This is a genomic window from Alicyclobacillus sp. SO9, from assembly GCF_016406125.1.
Taxonomy (GTDB): domain Bacteria; phylum Bacillota; class Bacilli; order Alicyclobacillales; family Alicyclobacillaceae; genus SO9.
Genome location: NZ_CP066339.1, coordinates 2,199,034 through 2,217,239 on the forward strand (window position 1 = coordinate 2,199,034; position 18,206 = coordinate 2,217,239).

Annotated in this window: 16 protein-coding genes; 14 read left to right on the forward strand and 2 right to left on the reverse strand. The window is 50.1% G+C overall.

Going from position 1 to position 18,206, the window contains the following annotated elements:
- The first annotated feature begins 2 nt into the window (after positions 1–2).
- The 4 genes from thiI to GI364_RS09930 all read left to right on the forward strand — a co-directional run bounded on the left by thiI (position 3) and on the right by GI364_RS09930 (position 3,701).
- Complete coding sequence (thiI, locus tag GI364_RS09915) at positions 3–1,190, forward strand: tRNA uracil 4-sulfurtransferase ThiI (protein WP_198853425.1); 1,188 nt, start codon at positions 3–5, stop codon at positions 1,188–1,190.
- A 45-nt stretch (positions 1,191–1,235) separates the two neighbouring features.
- On the forward strand, positions 1,236–1,487 hold the full coding sequence (locus GI364_RS09920; protein WP_198853426.1) for a hypothetical protein: 252 nt from the start codon (positions 1,236–1,238) through the stop codon (positions 1,485–1,487).
- 117 nt (positions 1,488–1,604) lie between these two features.
- The gene (locus GI364_RS09925) at positions 1,605–2,246 is read left to right on the forward strand and encodes an RsfA family transcriptional regulator (RefSeq protein ID WP_233096086.1); all 642 of its coding nucleotides are present in this window, start codon (positions 1,605–1,607) and stop codon (positions 2,244–2,246) included.
- Positions 2,247–2,459: 213 nt separating this feature from the next.
- Positions 2,460–3,701, forward strand: a complete 1,242-nt coding sequence (locus GI364_RS09930; RefSeq protein ID WP_198853427.1) for a Ger(x)C family spore germination protein — start codon at positions 2,460–2,462, stop codon at positions 3,699–3,701.
- 47 nt (positions 3,702–3,748) lie between these two features.
- Here the strand turns inward: GI364_RS09930 and GI364_RS09935 are convergent, their stop codons facing one another.
- Positions 3,749–4,399, reverse strand: coding sequence for a hypothetical protein (locus tag GI364_RS09935; protein ID WP_198853428.1), 651 nt, complete (start codon positions 4,397–4,399; stop codon positions 3,749–3,751).
- A gap of 156 nt (positions 4,400–4,555) precedes the next feature.
- Positions 4,556–5,356, reverse strand: coding sequence for an elongation factor P 5-aminopentanone reductase (gene ymfI, locus GI364_RS09940; RefSeq protein WP_198853429.1), 801 nt, complete (start codon positions 5,354–5,356; stop codon positions 4,556–4,558).
- 204 nt (positions 5,357–5,560) lie between these two features.
- Between ymfI and GI364_RS09945 the strand changes: the two genes are divergently transcribed.
- The 10 genes from GI364_RS09945 to mraY all read left to right on the forward strand — a co-directional run bounded on the left by GI364_RS09945 (position 5,561) and on the right by mraY (position 18,187).
- Positions 5,561–6,457, forward strand: coding sequence for a hydroxymethylglutaryl-CoA lyase (locus GI364_RS09945; RefSeq protein ID WP_198853939.1), 897 nt, complete (start codon positions 5,561–5,563; stop codon positions 6,455–6,457).
- Positions 6,458–6,533: 76 nt separating this feature from the next.
- On the forward strand, positions 6,534–7,313 hold the full coding sequence (locus GI364_RS09950; protein ID WP_198853430.1) for an enoyl-CoA hydratase: 780 nt from the start codon (positions 6,534–6,536) through the stop codon (positions 7,311–7,313).
- Positions 7,314–7,588: 275 nt separating this feature from the next.
- Positions 7,589–9,226: a bacillithiol biosynthesis cysteine-adding enzyme BshC gene (gene bshC / locus GI364_RS09955; RefSeq protein WP_198853431.1), complete on the forward strand. Its 1,638-nt coding sequence runs from the start codon at positions 7,589–7,591 to the stop codon at positions 9,224–9,226.
- 219 nt (positions 9,227–9,445) lie between these two features.
- Positions 9,446–9,877, forward strand: a complete 432-nt coding sequence (mraZ, locus tag GI364_RS09960) for a division/cell wall cluster transcriptional repressor MraZ (protein ID WP_198853940.1) — start codon at positions 9,446–9,448, stop codon at positions 9,875–9,877.
- Between the two features lie 21 nt (positions 9,878–9,898).
- The gene (rsmH, locus tag GI364_RS09965) at positions 9,899–10,840 is read left to right on the forward strand and encodes a 16S rRNA (cytosine(1402)-N(4))-methyltransferase RsmH (protein WP_198853432.1); all 942 of its coding nucleotides are present in this window, start codon (positions 9,899–9,901) and stop codon (positions 10,838–10,840) included.
- A gap of 96 nt (positions 10,841–10,936) precedes the next feature.
- Entirely contained in the window at positions 10,937–11,314 is a 378-nt protein-coding gene (locus GI364_RS09970) for a hypothetical protein (RefSeq protein ID WP_198853433.1), read from the forward strand.
- A gap of 14 nt (positions 11,315–11,328) precedes the next feature.
- On the forward strand, positions 11,329–13,533 hold the full coding sequence (locus tag GI364_RS09975; RefSeq protein WP_198853434.1) for a penicillin-binding transpeptidase domain-containing protein: 2,205 nt from the start codon (positions 11,329–11,331) through the stop codon (positions 13,531–13,533).
- A gap of 74 nt (positions 13,534–13,607) precedes the next feature.
- The gene (locus GI364_RS09980; RefSeq protein WP_233096088.1) at positions 13,608–15,587 is read left to right on the forward strand and encodes a stage V sporulation protein D; all 1,980 of its coding nucleotides are present in this window, start codon (positions 13,608–13,610) and stop codon (positions 15,585–15,587) included.
- A 121-nt stretch (positions 15,588–15,708) separates the two neighbouring features.
- Positions 15,709–17,190: a UDP-N-acetylmuramoyl-L-alanyl-D-glutamate--2,6-diaminopimelate ligase gene (locus GI364_RS09985; RefSeq protein WP_198853435.1), complete on the forward strand. Its 1,482-nt coding sequence runs from the start codon at positions 15,709–15,711 to the stop codon at positions 17,188–17,190.
- A gap of 25 nt (positions 17,191–17,215) precedes the next feature.
- Positions 17,216–18,187: a phospho-N-acetylmuramoyl-pentapeptide-transferase gene (mraY, locus tag GI364_RS09990; protein WP_198853436.1), complete on the forward strand. Its 972-nt coding sequence runs from the start codon at positions 17,216–17,218 to the stop codon at positions 18,185–18,187.
- Positions 18,188–18,206: the final 19 nt, after the last annotated feature.

Here is an 18,206-nt window from a genome sequence, read left to right on the forward strand (position 1 = left end):
CTATGATTGAACATGTGATTGCACGGTATGGGGAAATTGTGCTGAAGGGTAAAAATAGATCGCACTTTGAGAAGGTCTTGCTTCGCAACATGCAGAGAGCTCTGAGGGACTGGCCGGATGTGAAGGTACAGCGCAGCGGAGGCCGGATGCTGGTTCATCTTCACAGCGCTCCCGTTACGCCGGTAGTTGAAGCCCTGCAAAGAGTGTTTGGGATTGTATCCCTCAGTCCAGTGTACTTTACGGATATTGATATCGACAAAATTGTCGAGACCGCATTGTTACTGATGGATGAGCATAAGCAAACTGGAGCTTCGGCGCGCACCTTTAAAGTTGAGGCACGTCGAAAAAATAAGTCATATCCGTTGACATCGCCACAGATTCAACAACAAGTTGGCGGCGCTCTGCTCGCCAAAAGCAGCGGTTGGACTGTGGATGTACATCGTCCGGACTTAACTGTACAAGTTGAAATCGGACATCAGGAAGCGGCCGTATTTGGGACAAAAATCAAAGGCCTGGGCGGCCTGCCCGTAGGCAGCGGAGGAAAAGCGCTGCTGCTCTTGTCCGGAGGAATTGACAGCCCAGTAGCTGGGTGGCTTGGTATGAAGCGCGGTGTTCAGGTGGAAGCCATTCACTTTCACAGTTATCCTTTTACAAGCGAACGAGCGCTCCAAAAGGTTGAGGATTTGGCGGATATCCTGGCTGATTGGGGACACCCTGTTCGCCTGCATACGGTGCATTTTACTGAAGTGCAGACAGAGATTCGCAAGCACTGTCCAGACAACTTGGGAATCACTATTATGCGGCGAATGATGATGCGGATTGCTACGCAGTTTGCACAGCAGAACGGGATGTCAGCTCTCTTGACGGGAGAGAGTCTGGGCCAGGTTGCCAGTCAAACACTGGAGAGCATGCAAACGATAAACGCAGTGACGTCGTTGCCTGTATTGCGCCCCTTAATAGCAGAGGATAAGGTGGATATTATCCACCGAGCCCGGGCCGTCGGCACCTATGAGACTTCTATTTTGCCGTACGAAGACTGCTGCACCATTTTTGTACCGAAGAGTCCGCGAACGAAACCGAGAATTGAAGAGGCAGAGACGGCTGAAGCAGGTCTGGATGTAGACGGGCTTGTGGAGAGAGCTGTCGCATCGATTACGACAAAAGTCTTTCACGGAACAGAGGATGTTTGATGTAACCGTATTTCGTGCAACCTAACCTGGGGAGGCTGATGTAGGATGCGAACGATTCGCGCTGTTTACAGGCTCTTTCGCGTCTTGGCAATCCTGTACACCGTTGTGCGAGCTGTGATGTCAAGCAGGTGGTTGTTTATTTTAGTCGCACTGTGGCGCATGTTGAGACGGTCGAAAACGAAGCAACCGCTGGTGTCGGATATTGCTTTTATTGACGGGGCAGATCCGGTGGTCTACAAACGCACGGGTTGGCGCACGATTATACCAAGGCGCGTAGGTACCAGAGACACAAAATAGTCACAGATTCCTGAGCCTGAGGACGAAGAATCGGTCCTCAGGTTTATTTTTAGGTAATTTTGGGAATACCGATCAGTAGAAAAGGTATTTTACCGTTACTGTTCAGGAGGATGTGTTATGGGACAGACCTTAAAGACCATGCGTCAAGACGCATGGACCATCGAAGACGACCAAATTCTTGCAGAGATTGTTCTCAATCATATTCGCAATGGCAGCACACAGCTGGCAGGTTTTAACGAGTCAAGCCGGAAACTCGGGCGAACAGCAGCTGCCTGCGGCTTTCGTTGGAACGCGTGCGTACGCAAACAATATCGTAACTCCATTGAAGGTGCAAAGGAGAAACGAAAGGAACGAAAGTCTGAGCAGATTGAAGCACAGTTGGAAGGGGGAGACCCGGACCATCCGACAGCTACATTGATGAGTTGGGCTCAGGTATTGCGCTTTTTGCGCCAGGAAAAGAGCACTGCTCAACACTGGGCCTCGCGCTGGCGCCAAGCGGAACGGCAGGCTTCTCACCTGCAGGAGAGTTATGACGCACTGAAGCAAGCGTATGAGGAAGTCAAAACGGAGCACGAACAGCTTCTCAGAGACCATGAAACAGTGGTGGCAGATTATCGGGCGTTGGTACAGATTGTTGACCGTGCGCGTAAGTCGGCTGTCTTTGACAACGACGAAATGCAGAGCGGATTTATGTACCGCATCGATGAGCACGGCAACTTGGAGCGGGTTGCCTCTGATTCCCTTTCGGCGGAATCTTAAACTGAGTTTTACAGTTCAAGTTGTGCATGATTTCATGTACGAGGGGTTTCTGAAGAGGAACTCCTCTTTTTGTATTCCTGATGTCCACTTCATAGTCGTTTCCTTAGCACGAGACACCTGGAAAGGCCGCTAAACGTCGTATAGTTGTATCTGACTGTGGAACGATAGCTGTAACAACACTGAGTCTGGCTTTCCTGGGAGTGGACGGATGAGATGCACCAACTTGCAAAATGGATTGTCATTGGTTTCGTAGCTTTATCATCCTTGATGACAACGGGTTGCTACGACCGTCAGGAACTTGAGCAACAGGCTTTTGTCACTGTGATGGGCATCGATAAGGCCCCCAACAACATGGTCGATTGCTCCCTGCAAATTGCTGTTCCCAAGACGCCGGGGAGCGGCGGTGGATCGTCATCGGGATCACCATTATCAGCTGCCGCACCCCTTACCTTTCGTGCACACAGCATCACTGAAGCATTAATGATGGCGAATACCAGCGTAGAGCGTTCCATCACCCTTTCTCACCTGAGTACCGTTATATTCGGAAGGAGTCTCGCTGAAGGCGGACTTCAGTCCGTTATTCAACCGTTTGTTCGCTACCGAGAGTTTCGCCGGACCATGTTTGTAGCGGTGGCTCAGGGAACAGCCCAGGAAGTCATGGCAAGTAACAAGCCGGTATTGGAACACTCGTCAAGTCGTATGGCTGACAGCATCTATGTCATGGGTGGACGAGTCGGCCTGTTTCCTGTGACCCAACTCAACGATTTGATTACAGCTATGGAGACCCCGCACCAGGATGTGATTTTACCGCTATATGCAGTAAACCAAAGTATCAAGGATAACCCTAAAGGCGGAGCGATTAAATCGGGAGAAGTGTTTCAACCGGGCAGTGAGGCGCGGTCCGGAGGCAATCCTGTGGAGTGGATTGGAGGCGCCTTGTTTAAGGGCGATAAAATGAAGGATACGCTGTCCGGAACAGATATGATTTATCTTCGGATGTTGCGGGGAACGGTTAAGACGACAAACATTGATTTTCAAATCAACAAGCAGAGGGAAGGAGCGGTCGGGATTTATATTCGCAAGGAAAGAAGTCCTGACATTAAGGTGGTGCTCTCCAATCCTGTGAAAGTGAAGGTGACGCTGGCGTTTGATGCCGATCTCGTCTCCGAACCCGCAACGAAACAAGCATCTGTGATTAGCCGAGAAGATAAGATAAAGCGTCTCATAGAGAAAAAGCTGGAAGAGCACATCAAAGAGGTACTGAAGAAGGTCTACAATCAGGATAAGCTGGACCCCATTCCGCTGTCGAATCACATTCGGGGGCACTTTCGGACTTATCATCAGTTTGTAAGCTATGATTGGACAAACAAACTGAAAACCCTGCAACCGGACGTTTCCGTCAAGCTGTCGATTCGAAGGTTTGGCAAGAGACTCGAGCCAGTTACAGAAAGGTAGTGGAAACTGCCGCCTGTGTTTCTGTGCCAGCTGAGTCATTGCCGTTTTCAAAACTTCGGCGGAGGCGAATTAGATTGGCGCTCGCCTCGTGGCATGGATAACTGCCTTGGAACTTGAGGTTGAATCGGCTGCTGTCCGGGCTGTTGCACCGGGACTTGAGGTTGAATCGGCCGCTGTCCGGGCTGTTGCATCGGGACTTGAGGTTGAATCGGCTGCTGTCCGGGCTGTTGCATCGGATATTGGGGCTGCATTGGCTGGCCTGGAGGGCGCATGGTTGGGGAATTGGAGTCTTGGTATAATGGCCTTCCAGTTTGCGACTGCTGTGTTGAGCCGGAGTTGACGGATTTATGCTCATCGTCTTCGACGGTTGTTCCTTTTTTGCTGTCCTCGGAGGTTGACTCCCCGTTCATAGCTGCTACTGCGTATTGCGATACCCACTGAATCATTGCCACAAATACCGGGTTCTCCACCCATTTGAGCAGTTGTTTGCCGTCTATTTCCCTGTCTTGTGCGAGTCCTGCGCGCAGTGTGGATGATACATGTAAGATGAGACGAACATACTCACGAGTAGTGAGTCCCAACTGTTGCGCTTCGATTTGCAATTGACGCCACTCACGTGTGGCGGTGTTTAGGGGTGTTTTTCTTTTACGCGCTTTCGCATGCAGACCTCTGCGAGTTTTTTGCCCTTTACTGGTCATACCTCTTCACCTCTGGTCTATCCAATGGCGGACAGAAGCCGGCTGTGTAGTGCATTCGCCCCTGATGCCAGATAACACAAGCGGCGCGAAGCTGTCGGGACACTCGGTTGGGGGGCTCGCTGAAGTGCTTGAGAGAGAATTTGACAGGCTTTCAGACTATGACGAAAATCCGCCGTCAACACGCAGGACTGTACCCGTGATGTATGCGGCCTTGGGAGACGCCAGGAAAACTGCCGCTTCGGCAACCTCTGTCGGTGTACCAAAGCGCTGAAGCGGGATTTCGTTCTGAACAATCTCTCTGTCCTCAGTTGTTAGTCCCTGAAGCATGTCAGTGTCCACAGCACCCGGTGCAATTGTGTTGACTGTAACTCCTGTACTCCCCAACTCTTTGGCCATGGCCTTAGTGAAAGCAATGACTGCTCCTTTAGCGGCCGAATAGACACTCTCTCCCGCTGCGCCGGAAATACCCCAGACGGATGAAATGTTAATGATACGTCCGCCATCGCGGCGTTGCAAGTACGGCAAAACGGCTTTTGTGCAGAGAAAGGTCCCCGTCAAATTGGAACCAATCACCCGTTCGTAGTCTTCCAGGGTCGTGTCTTCTAACATTCGGTACAACGCCGTTCCTGCGTTATTCACCAGAATAGAGGGGAGTCCCAACTCTGTTGCTGCTTCCATCAGGCGTAGTACCTGGCGTTTATCAGTAATGTCTGCTTGAACCGTAATGGCGTCAGTGCCGAGTCGTTCACACTCACCGCGAACCTGCTCAGCTTGGAGACTGGAGTTGCGGTGATTGACAACGACGCGAGCCCCGGCATTTGCCATTGCAACGGCAATAGCCGCGCCGATTCCTCGTGAGGCTCCCGTTATGATCGCTGTTTTGCCGAGGAGGGGGCGCTCCAGCTTGATGCTGTCATTTTCTCTTGTATCACGGGTGTTCTCAGACGAACGCTCCATCACGCGAACATCCTTTCATCATTTGTCTCTTCGGTTATTTTAGCATACGGCTGAGCCCATCTTTGCAAAGGGTGTATGAACCTGATAGTCTAAACACAAAGGCTCTCGGAACTTTTATCCCAAGGCGGTTATGCCTATAAAGTAAGCGCTTTAACGCAACTGTTGCCTAAGCACAAGTTATGGACGGAGGTCTTATAAGTGAGTATTCCCAAGTCGGTTATAATCAAAGAAGTCGGTCCGCGGGACGGATTACAAAACGAGTCAGCCGTGGTGCCAACTGAGGACAAGGTAGAGCTGATACGACGGTTATCGGACTCGGGCCTGAAACATATAGAAGTAAGTTCCTTCGTCAACCCGAAATGGATTCCGGCCCTGGCGGATGCCAGTGATGTATTTGCGCAAATCGAGAGGAAAGACGGGGTTCTGTACAGTGCGCTGGTACCCAATGAACGGGGCCTGGAACGGGCACTGACAGCGAACGTTGACGCCGTCAACATCTTTATGTCGGCAAGCGAATCTCATAATAGGAAAAACATTAATAAGTCGATTGAGGACACATTTCCAGTTCTTTCACCGGTCGTGAAGTCGGCAAAGAACCAGGGCTTACCAGTTCGCGGATATGTGTCTACCGTGTTCGGCTGTCCATACGAGGGAAAAGTCAATATCGAGTCGGTTTTAAACGTCAGCCATCGCTTACTTGAAATGGGCATTGATGAATTGTCTCTGGGAGACACCATTGGAGTGGCTGTGCCGTCTCAAGTGACCGAGGTCATCGAAAAGCTGACGACAGAAATTCCCCGCGAGAAAATCGCTCTACATTTCCATGCTACGTACGGCACGGCTATGGCAAACATTTGGGCAGGGTTAAACAGTGGAATTTCCATCTTTGATGCTGCCGTGGGCGGTCTCGGCGGTTGTCCCTATGCTCCCGGGGCTTCTGGAAACGTGGCCACGGAAGACGTGCTGTACATGCTTCATCGCATGGGAATCGAGACTGGAGTAGATGAGTCAAAAATTCTGGATACTGCTGCTTGGCTTGAAAAAGTAATTGGGCGAAACGTCGCAAGCAACATGCGAGCAGTGCAAAGAGGTGCGTCTTAGGATGCCTGCGTCAATGTAGGTACCAGTGAACACCTTTGTATGGAATTTAAATTTGAGCTTGGAGAAGGAGAAGACTATGGCCGAACTAGTACTAAAAGAGAAAAGAGCTAATTCTGTAGTCTTGACTCTAAATCGCCCGGAGAGCGCTAACGCATTATCCGTAGCGCTGCTTACGGCATTGATTAAGGAATTGAATGAGCTTCAATTCGACACGGACACTCGCACTGTTATCCTGACTGGTGCGGGTGAGAAAGTCTTCTGTGCCGGAGCTGACCTTAAGGAACGAAAAGGTATGTCGGACAGGGAAGTTCGCCAAACAGTGCATCTCATCCGTCAGAGCATGAATACAGTGGCCAGACTTCCGATGCCTGTGATTGCGGCAGTGAACGGAATGGCATTTGGGGGCGGAACGGAACTGGCACTTGCGGCTGACATTAGAATCGCCGGTAGAAACGCAAAGATGGGTTTAACTGAAACAAGCTTGGCAATTATTCCCGGTGCAGGCGGTACCCAGAGACTACCGCGGTTGATAGGGCTAGCCAAGGCTAAGGAATTGATATTTACAGCACGTCGGATTGATGCTGAGACTGCGCTTGCACTTGGATTGGTCAACCAGGTGGTTGAGCCGGGAGCCGTGCTGGACGCCGCATTCGAGTTAGCGACGGAAATCAGCGCGAATGGACCGTTGGCGGTACGGCAGGCAAAGTTGGCCATGAATCAGGGAAATGAAGTAGATTTGGCAACAGGACTCACGATTGAAGAACAGGCGTATGAAATTATCATTCCCACGAACGACAGACTCGAGGGGCTCAAAGCGTTTGCGGAAAAACGCAAGCCGGTGTATCGCGGTGACTAAGGAGAAGCGGCCCTAGCGACATGGCATTGAGACCAGGGCTAAGCGGTGTTGTCCTGGTACCTTGCAGGATGACTGCTCGTAACGGGCAGTCATCCTTGTATTTTCCAAGTCTGAAGAGGGATGCAAAACTTTACTTTGCAATCTCTAGTTTGTATCATTAGTAGGCGGATTCGGATAGGCGGAGTAAGGATATTTGCTCGGTCTATTTTCTCTCTATAGAACTCTATACCTTCAGAATTCTACACCTGCACAACGTTAACAAGGGGGGATGGTCAATGAAATACAGTCGACGTCAAACAAATACTGGGAATCAACTGGCCGACTTGCACATGCGAGATTTTGAGAAAGTGGCACATCTGTATGATGGCCAGAACCCCGGTCACTTGGATACATATCGGCAGCGGGCAGAGGCTCTGGAAATGCGCTTCTCGTCCGAACACCGGCATAATTTAGTTGCTGCACTCGTCCCTTACTTAAAGGCCACAAACGCCTCAAATTCCGCTCTCCAACAAGTGGAGCGACTTCGCGACCGACGGGCTGTAGCTGTCGTTACAGGTCAGCAATCAGGTCTGTTTCTTGGTCCTATGTATTCAATCTACAAGGCGCTGAGTGCCATCGGACTGGCATCTCGGCTGGAGGAAGATTTGAAAAGGCCGGTCGTTCCTGTTTTCTGGATTGCATCAGAAGACCACGATTTTGGGGAAGTCGACCATGCGTATCTTGTTGATTCCGAGAATGACATTCAGCGCCTTCGGTTATCCATCGAACCCCATCCACACCAAATGGTGTACCACCAGGGTCTGACTGCTGAAGCAGTAAATCAAGTGATTGCACAAGCTAACGCAGTGCTGCCGGACGCTTCCTTTAAAAGCGAATGCATTGCATCCATACGAGAGGCCTTTCAACCCGGGATGTCCCTGTCAACGTGGTTTGCTGTCGTGCTAAATCAGGTTCTGGGAGACTACGGTCTGGTTTTGGTTGATCCGTGTTTGCCACAATTACGAGAACTTGTAGCGCCCGTTTGGAGAACCACACTGGAGAATGTCTTGCCGTTGCGAAAGAACCTGGACGAAGTGTATCAAAATGTAAAGAGTCTAGGTGTGGAGCCTGCAGTCATCAGAGACCGGTCCAATACAACAATGTTCTATGTTGAGGATGGAAAAAGGTATGTACTGCAAGCTGACGATCGCGGTGAAATGCTGACTGCCCGTCAGTTGGATTTGACCCAGCCTCTGGGTGACTGGCTGAAACTGGCTGAGGAAAACCCGTCTGCATTTAGTTCCAATGTACTTTTGCGGCCTGTGGTCCAGGATAACTTACTACCCACACTTTGTTACGTTGGAGGCGGCGCCGAAATTTCCTACCACCCGCTGTCTGCGGGAGTCTTTCATACACATCAGTTGACTTTACCTCCGCTGTTGCTGCGTCAACGGATGACGCTTGTTCCGCCAGCCGTGCAGAGAAGTATGAACCAATTTCATGTCAACCATGACATCTATGAGCACCCTGTTAACCTTGTTGATAAGGCCTTGGCCAATGAAGGCGGAGATGAGATTGCTTTCCAAATCTCTGCTTTGAAGCAGGACATTGAGTCAAAGTGGGAACGCTTTGCAGACCGGTTGGCTTATTTGGGCCCGCAGATTGAGGAAATTGCGAAAAATCAGGCACAAAAGGAGCAAGCAGGGGCAGAACGCGTGAGAAAAAAGACGGAACTGCTGCTTGAACGGCAACAACAGGACAAGGTCCGCAAGCTTCGGGGAATCGAACGTTGGCTGTGGACCGATGGACATTTGCAGGAACGCCGTCTCTCTCTGATTGCATTCTGGTCGCGATTTGGAGTTGACTGGATTAAAGAACTGCCTCGATGGGCGGATTATCAATGTCAAGGCGTTGTCTATCAGGTGGAGTTATAGTTGTTATTTGCTTTCTAAGAATCACATAGGGTTTCAAAACCACATACGGGACGAATGCCTTGTAAACAGCGTGGTCTGTTGCAAGGCTTTTTCTATTTAAAGAAATCCTAAACATTTTTTAAGTCTGTTGCAGGAGAATATAAAAATGAGACGAATGGTAATGAGAGTGGTGAGAAGTGGGTGAAAGTGGTGCCAAGTGGAGAATAGGTGGTGAGTCGAGTGTTAATGGGGGAGTATCAGCACACCCTTGATAACAAGGGACGCATGATTGTTCCGGTCAAGTTCCGGGAAGAACTGGGAACAACTTTCATCATGACACGAGGCTTGGACAAATGCTTATTCGTCTATCCACAACCCGAATGGGAAACACTTGAAGCAAAGCTAAAAGCACTGCCCATGACACGTGCAGATGCAAGGTCTTTTGTCCGATTTTTCTTCTCCGGCGCAACAGAGTGTGAATTGGATAAACAAGGTCGGATATTAATTCCGACTACCTTGCGGGATTATGCGCAACTGGAACGCGACTGTTATGTCCTGGGGGTGTCGAATCGAGTCGAGATATGGTCACAAGCCCTGTGGGACAGCTATTCAGAGAAGGCTGAAGAGTCTTTTGCAGATATTGCTGAAAACTTGGTCGACCTGTCTTTCTGACCGAATCAGGAGTGAATCAATGTGTCGTCGTTTTCTCACCAGACAGTTTTACTTAAAGAAACGGTTGCTTTCCTTCGTCCGCGGTCGACTGGCCGGTATATCGATTGTACTTTGGGCGGAGCTGGACATACCCTTGAACTTTTACAGCAGAGCGCACCGGACGGCCAGTTGTTGTGCTTCGATCAAGACCTAACAGCCTTGAACAACGCGAGAGTCGTACTGGCTGATTTTCTTCAAACACGAGTCAATCTGGTCCATGCGAACTTCCGGGAAGTCGGCCAGGTTGCGAGGGACCAAGGTTTTTATTCCGTTGATGGTGTTGTGTTCGACCTCGGGGTCTCCTCACCGCAATTCGACGAAGCCGACCGCGGGTTTAGCTATCGTTACGATGCGGTGCTAGACATGCGCATGGATACAAGCAACGATAAGACTGCGCTGCAATTGGTCAATGAATGGACTGAGCACCAGCTGAGTCGGGTGTTTTCTGAATATGGAGAAGAAAAATTTCATCGTAAAATTGCCCGAGCCATTGTGAAGAAAAGGGCAGACGAAGAGATACGAACGACGAGTGAACTAGCCGAAATTGTTAAGGGAGCAATCCCTGCAGCTGCCCGGCGTTCTGGCGGTCATCCCGCCAAAAAGGTGTTTCAAGCGCTTCGAATTGAGGTGAATGACGAATTGAATGCCTTAAGAGAAGCGCTCGAACAAGCGTTTGAACTATTGACACCGGGAGGAAGGATTGCTGCCATCAGCTTCCACTCCTTGGAGGATAGAATCGTGAAACAAACATTCTTGAAGTTTGCCGAGGGTTGTATCTGTCCGTCCGATTTTCCTATTTGTCAGTGTGGGCGCACACCGAAAGCAGACATTGTAACCAGAAAACCAATCATGCCGTCGGATGAAGAACAGCAGTCAAATCCGAGGTCAAAGTCGGCGAAATTACGAGTTGTACAGAAACGCTAAAAAGACAGGCTAGATTAAAGAGAAAAGAAAAATGGAAAAGGGCGAGCAAGGGGACCATGAGTCACCGAAGGCAAAAAATGAGGGAGGCAACATCTGATGTTAGCTGTTAAATCGAACTACTCCGCAGAACGTCAGCGGGTTTCACAGCCCCAGAGACAGCAAAACAGGGATACCTCAGTAAGGCGCAGTCCAGCGGGGTTGCTTGACAAGCTCTCCATTGGTGCTGCAATCGTCCTGGTTCTAGGTGTGTTTTGGATGCTCGCTGGAAATGCAGCGAAAGTGAATGTGATGAATCATTCCGTAGCACAGCTTCAATCACAAGTGTCGACAGTCTCTGCACAAGATGCAGCACTGAACACGCAAGTGGATGAACTGGAGCGTCCGTCTCGTATATTAAGTCTGGCATTAAACAAGTACCACATGAAACATGCAAACGCAGTTCACATTTCAACGAACGTTAAGACCGGAAAGTAACGGCGGGTGACAGCATGAAACAAGCTAAGAAGAGCCGTCATCGCAGACGAGTGCTGCTGATTCAAGGTGCGTTTTTGCTGGCGTTGGGAGCTGTGGTTATCCGAATGCAGGTACTGCAGCACGTTTTTGGGCCATTGCTTCTGACAAAAGCGCAAGTTAATCAAGACGGTGCCAAGACGTTGTTGGCACAGCGGGGGAAGATTCTTGATGCACAGGGTCAAGCCCTTGCCTATGATGTTCCCGCATTTATGATGGACGTTAAGGTGAAATCCTTTCCTGATAAACAGGCATTGGCGCAAATGCTAGCTTCGGCTTTGAAGATCCCTGTCAGTCAAGCGCAGCCTTTGGTTGCATCAAACAAGTACACATGGGTTCGGTGGCCGCGTTCAGTGAGTGAAATTCAAAAGGAAGCTATCAACAAGGCATTGAACAAAATGCGGGCAGAGGCTGTTCAGAAGGCTCAACAAACCCACCAACCCGTTAGTTCAGTGCCTCGCTTCACTCAGTTTGTAACCTTTAGTCCGACAGAGAAAAGAGTCTATCCGTTTGGCGACTTTGCATCCAATGTACTTGGTTATGTGGACCACAAAGGTGGAGGACAGTCAGGTCTGGAGATGCAGTACAACAAGATTCTTTCCGGCAGCAACGGGAAGATGACTTTCGTTCGCGATGGAGATGGATTTCCTATTCAGTCGACTGTTAAGACGACTGTACAGCCGAAGCCTGGAGAAGATATCCATACAACCATTGACAGCACGATTCAAAGCTATGTGGAAACTTCCATGAACAACATTGTTAGCAAGTATCATCCCAAACACGCGGCGATTATTGTCGAAAATCCGGATACCGGTGCAATCCTCGGTATGTCCAGCCGGCCAAATTTTAATCCGAACCAGTACTGGAACTCCAGTTCGGAAGCACTAAATACGAACTGGGCTGTTAACAGTACGTTCGAACCGGGATCGACATTCAAAGTATTAACGCTGGCCGCTGCGCTTGCTACCCATACTATTAATTTAAACCAGACCTTCATGTCCGGGCATATGTACGTTGACGGTAAGCGAATCAATGACTGGAAGAGGTCTGGATGGGGCAAAATTACATTTCGTCAGGCTCTGGAATACTCGAGTAACGTGGGATTTGCTACGATTGCCTTAAAATTGGGTTGGAGCAATTTGTTGCATTACATGAAGAATTTCGGTTATTTATCTAAAACGGGAATCGGATTACCCAATGAAGCGACTTCCATCGTCTTCTCAAAGCAAAACCAGCACAAAATCGAATTGGCGACCTCGGGTTTTGGGCAGGGAATTGCCGTCACGCCGCTGCAACAGATTGCAGGAGTTGCAGCAATTGCGAACGGCGGCAAGCTGATGAAACCCTACATTGTACAGCAGGTTACAACTGATTCCGGAAAGGTTGTAAAAAAGGTCCGTCCAACGGTTGTGAATGCCCATGTTGTACCGCAAAACATAGCAGCAACAGTGAGCCATGTGATGGCACTTGATGTGAGCAAAGGTATTGACAGCGTTGCTGCAATCAAGGGATACAGCGTCGCTGGAAAGACGGGGACGGCTCAAATTGAAAAACCGACGGGAGGATACTATGCGAATCGTTACATTGTGTCTTTCATCGGTTACGCCCCTGCCAAGAATCCAAAGGTAGAAGTGTATGTCACTGTTTACAATCCGCACACGAAGCCTGGTGAAACATGGGGAAGCACGGTGGCAGCCCCTGCAGCACGCAACATCATGAAAGAATGTCTAGCGTACTATCACGTGCCGCCTTCGAGTGGAGCACATACGAACGCGGCTTCTGCGACAAAGCCCAAGTCTGCGGTTCAGTACGTGCAAACGCCGAATCTGACACGGTTGTCGAAAACACAAGCTTCCACAAAATTGAAGCAGGAGGGACTCACTGCAGAATGGCTCAACAGCGGCACAACCGTCTCGAAGCAGTGGCCAGAGGCTGGCATCGAAGTGGCCAAGGGCACAAAGATGTACCTCTACAGCGCGCAGAATACAGGTTCCACCAAAATCACAGTGCCAAATCTCACGGGCGCTTCACTCCGTGAAGCCGGCAACATTGCCACTGTCCTGGGCTTGAAGGTGTCCGTGACCGGTCAAGGCTATGTCACGTCGCAGTCAATTCAGCCGGGGACGCAGGTCAAGCAAGGCGCTGCACTGCACATTGTCCTGTCCTCACCCAAGCTAAATTGAAGGACAGGCTGATTCTAGCTGGGGGATTGTCCGCATAGTTATGTTTTGAGAACAAGCTATGGGGGCGACTAGGAGTGCGGGTAACCCAGAGAACTATTCGGCGGCGATTTGTTCTGTTGCTGTTTACGCTTTTGGCAGGGATAGGTGCACTCATTGGGCGCCTTGCTTACATTCAAGTGATTCAATCTCCGTGGTTGACTCAAAAAGCGCACCAGTTGTGGAGTCGAAGCATCCCTGTTCAGGGGCTCCGCGGTTCAATTCTCAGTGCAAACGGAAAACCACTTGTGTATACTGCCAGTGCACCGACTGTGATGGCTATCCCCATCCAAGTGAAGGACAAAGGGCAGACTGCGTCCAAGCTGGCGGGTGTCCTCGGTATGGAGTCGGCGAAGGTCTTGAAGCTGCTGACGAAAAAGACCGCCATTGTATATATTGCTCCTGGGGGTCGCCGCATTACGGAGAATCAGGCGAAGGCAGTGCGCGCGCTGCATCTGCCCGGGGTGTATATCACCGAGGAAGGCAAACGTGCATACCCGGACGGCAACTTGGCCGCACAAGTCCTCGGTATTACAGGGGCCGACAATCAGGGCCTGACTGGCATTGAGAAGCAATATGACGCCCAGTTGGCCGGGCAAAAGGGATATATTAATATCCTGACGAATGCACGTGGAGAGAGAATGCCCGGTCAAGGCGAAGACTACATTCCGCCGACAAACGGTGAGGATGTAGAACTGAATATTAATACCCAGATTCAGAAATTCGTGCAAAGAGAGATTGAGCAAGCGGTGGCGGAGTATAATCCTGACGAAGTGACAGCCATTGTCGCGAACCCTACGACAGGTGCCATCGTCGCAATGGCAAATTATCCGACGTTTAATCCTGCTCGCTGGAAGGATTACCCTGCCTCGACGTATAATCGCAATCTAGCGATTTGGAAAACGTTCGAACCCGGGTCAACTTTTAAAGTAGTCACACTTTCTGCTGCGTTGCAGGAGAATAAGGTGAATCTGAAGGACAAATTTTACGATCCCGGTTACTACGAGGTAGCAGGCCATAAAATCAAGTGTTGGAAAGCCGGCGGCCATGGCTCTGAATCTTTTTTGAATGTTGTAGAGAACTCCTGCAATCCAGGTTTTATTGCTATGGGAGAAAAACTTGGAAAACAGAGTTTGTTTTCCTTCATCCACAAGTTTGGTTTTGGCAAAAAGACGGGGATTGATTTGCCGGGAGAAGGAAACGGAATTTTGTTCAAGCTAAATAAAGTAGGACCGCTGGAACTGGCGACTACCGCGTTTGGGCAGGGCGTCTCTGTGACGCCAATCCAACAGGTCATGGCGATGAGTGCCATTGCCAATGGGGGTTTGTTGATGAAGCCTCATGTTGCGAAGGCGTTTCTAAATCACGATACAGGGAAGGTCGTTAAGGAGATTAAGCCTCAGGTGGTTCGCCGTGTTATTAGCAAGAGTACAGCAAACCAGGTTCGCTCTGCTCTAGAGAGTGTGGTGGCGCAAGGAACAGGTCGGGGTGCATATGTAGACGGATACCGTATAGCCGGCAAAACCGGAACGGCCCAGGTTGCAGAAAATGGGCACTACAGCAGCGGGCACTATATTGTGTCGTTTATCGGTATGGCTCCGGCGAACGACCCGAAACTTGTGGCCTACATTGCCATCGACCATCCTCGTCCGAAGAATCAGCCTGTATTCGGAGGTATTATTGCTGCACCGATTGTCGGACGCATCCTGGCGGACAGTCTGTCTGCACTGGGTGTTCCCAAAAGCAGCGCCGGAATTGCGCATAAGAAAAGAGTTACAGACCCCATGCTTGTGTCTGTTCCGGATCTCACGGGAATGACCGTACAGAAAGCGGCTCAAACGGCCATTCAAAGCGGAGCTCAACTGCGAACTGAAGTTGTGGGAAAGGGAAAGTATGTGATTGCACAGGCACCCAAGGGTGGCACAAAGGTCCAAAACGGATCGAAAATTCGATTGTTCTTGGGGAACATGCCCGCAACCGGGCAGTCAACCGGACAGTCAACCGGGACAGGGTCTTGATTGACAAGGGAGTTCAAAAGCACTAGATTGGGCATGATAGAATGGAGACGATATGGTGGCTTATGTCGTCTCCTGATTGCCGGAATCGGTCTTCAAGGACTTCGGCAAGGGGGAACGTATTGTGTTATTGTCTCAATTGAAAGCTGCACTGTTGAAGTGCGATTCGCTTTATGATAAAGAGATTGAAGTGACAGGCATTACCTCTGACTCCCGACAGGTCAGAGAAGGAAGTCTGTTTGTGGCCTTAAAGGGCTATACAGTGGACGGACACGATTATATGAATCAAGCGGCTCAATCCGGAGCAGCTGCGGCTCTTGTTGAGGTGCCCAATCAGGAGGTGCGAATTCCGCAGCTGATTGTACCAGACTCGCGCAGGGCTTCTGCTATTCTTGCGGATGTCTACTTTCGACATCCTTCAATGCGGTTGAAAATGATTGGCGTTACCGGAACAAACGGAAAAACCACCGTGACACATCTCATCGAACAGGTTCTTCAGTGGAACGGCTACAAAACAGGTCTTCTGGGCACAATTGGGAAACGCATTGGCGGAGTCACTACAGCTGTCGCCAACACTACGCCTGAAGCAGTTGAGGTTCAATCCATTCTCGCAGAGATGGCTGATAACGCATGTGACTACGGCATCATGGAAGTGTCCTCCCACGCTCTCGAATTGGGGCGCGTCAGCGGTACGAAATATCGAACTGCGGTTTTCACCAATCTTAGTCAGGATCACCTTGATTTCCACGAAACGATGGACAATTATCGCGCGGCAAAAGGTAAACTGTTCTCCCGCTTAGGGAATTCCTTCGCTGACAGGTCAGACCAGATGTCCTACGCCGTCTTGAACGCGGATGACAGCACCTTCGCCTACCTCACACAACAGACCGTAGGAGAGTACATTTCTTATGGCATCGAACAAGATGCAGACGTACGGGCTTCAAATGTGAAAGTTGCAGCCAGCGGTGTGAAGTTTCACGTAAACAGCTTTGCCGGAGATACTGAGGTGCAGCTAAGGCTGACGGGCCGATTCAATGTGTATAATGCGCTGGCTGCAATGGCTGCGGCATTGATTGAAGGAATCCCTTTGGACAAGGTTGTTTCTGCGCTCGAAGCCATAGAGGGCATCCCGGGGCGGTTGGAGCCCGTTCGAGGAGCAGACTTCACTGTGTTGGTCGACTATTCTCATACGCCGGACAGTCTGGCAAATGCGCTTGCGACGGTCCGCGAGTTTGCTCGAGGACGGATTGTCACGGTTGTTGGGTGCGGAGGAGACAGAGATAAGGGAAAACGGCCGAAAATGGCGCGTGTCGCTGCAGATTTTAGCCACATGACAGTGCTAACTAGTGACAATCCGAGAACGGAAGATCCCGATGCGATTCTGGACGACATGGAGCAGGGAGTCCAAAAGTCAGACGCGTACATACGGATTACTGATAGAAGAAAGGCCATTGAATATGCAATTGAGGCCGCTCGTCCAAACGATGTTGTATTGATTGCCGGTAAGGGACATGAAACCTATCAAATCATTGGGCGAACCAAGCACCACTTTGACGACAGAGAGGTTGCTCGCGAGGCTGTTTCAAAGGCTCAGCGCTCATTGTGAACAGAAGAACAAAGGAGGAAAGGGCGTGGATTATCAAGCGTTACTGCTGACCGCGGGCGCAGCCTTTGCCATTACGGCCCTGCTCGGCCCCATTTGTATACCTATTTTGCATCGCTTAAAATTCGGACAGCGAATTAGGGAAGAAGGGCCGTCTCATCACCAAACGAAAGCCGGAACCCCAACCATGGGCGGAATCATTATGATTCTGGCATTAATTCTGACTACCGCTAAATTTGCCATGACGAGACCGCCTATGCTGATTTTGTTGTTTGCAACAGTTGGATTTGGCATCATCGGGTTTATTGATGATTTCATCAAAGTGGTAAAAAAACGAAATTTAGGTTTGCGCGCGAAACACAAGTTTGCGCTTCAGATTGCGGTTACTGTTGTCTTGTTTGGAATACTGTGGTTGTACTGGGGAAATACTCCCTATGCATTCCGAGTTGACATTCCATTTACGAATTTATCAGTCTACCTCGGCATCTTTTATCTGTTGTTTCTGCTGCTGCTTCTGACAGCGTCAACGAACGCCGTCAATTTGACCGACGGCCTTGACGGCTTACTGTCCGGGTCTGCAGGAGTCGTATTTGCAGCTTACGGATTTTATGCATTTTGGCATACCAACTACGACGTTGCCATGTTTTGTGCGGCCATGGTTGGAACCCTGGCGGGCTTTCTCCTGTTTAATCGCCACCCGGCGAAGGTGTTCATGGGGGACACCGGTTCGCTAGCCATAGGCGGCGGACTTGCCACAGTGGCGGTCCTGACGCACAGCGAACTCATTCTAATTTTGTTTGGTTTGGTTTTTGTTATCGAAACGCTGTCAGTGATTATTCAGGTGACGTCTTTTCAGTTGTTTGGTAAGCGTGTATTCCGGATGAGTCCGCTGCATCACCATTTCGAATTGTCGGGATGGAGTGAATGGGGTGTGGTGCTGGCGTTCTGGTTGTTTTCATTTTTGTCCGCGTTTGGAACCCTTGCTTTGCTCAAATCGTAAAGCAAACGGGTGAATGGAG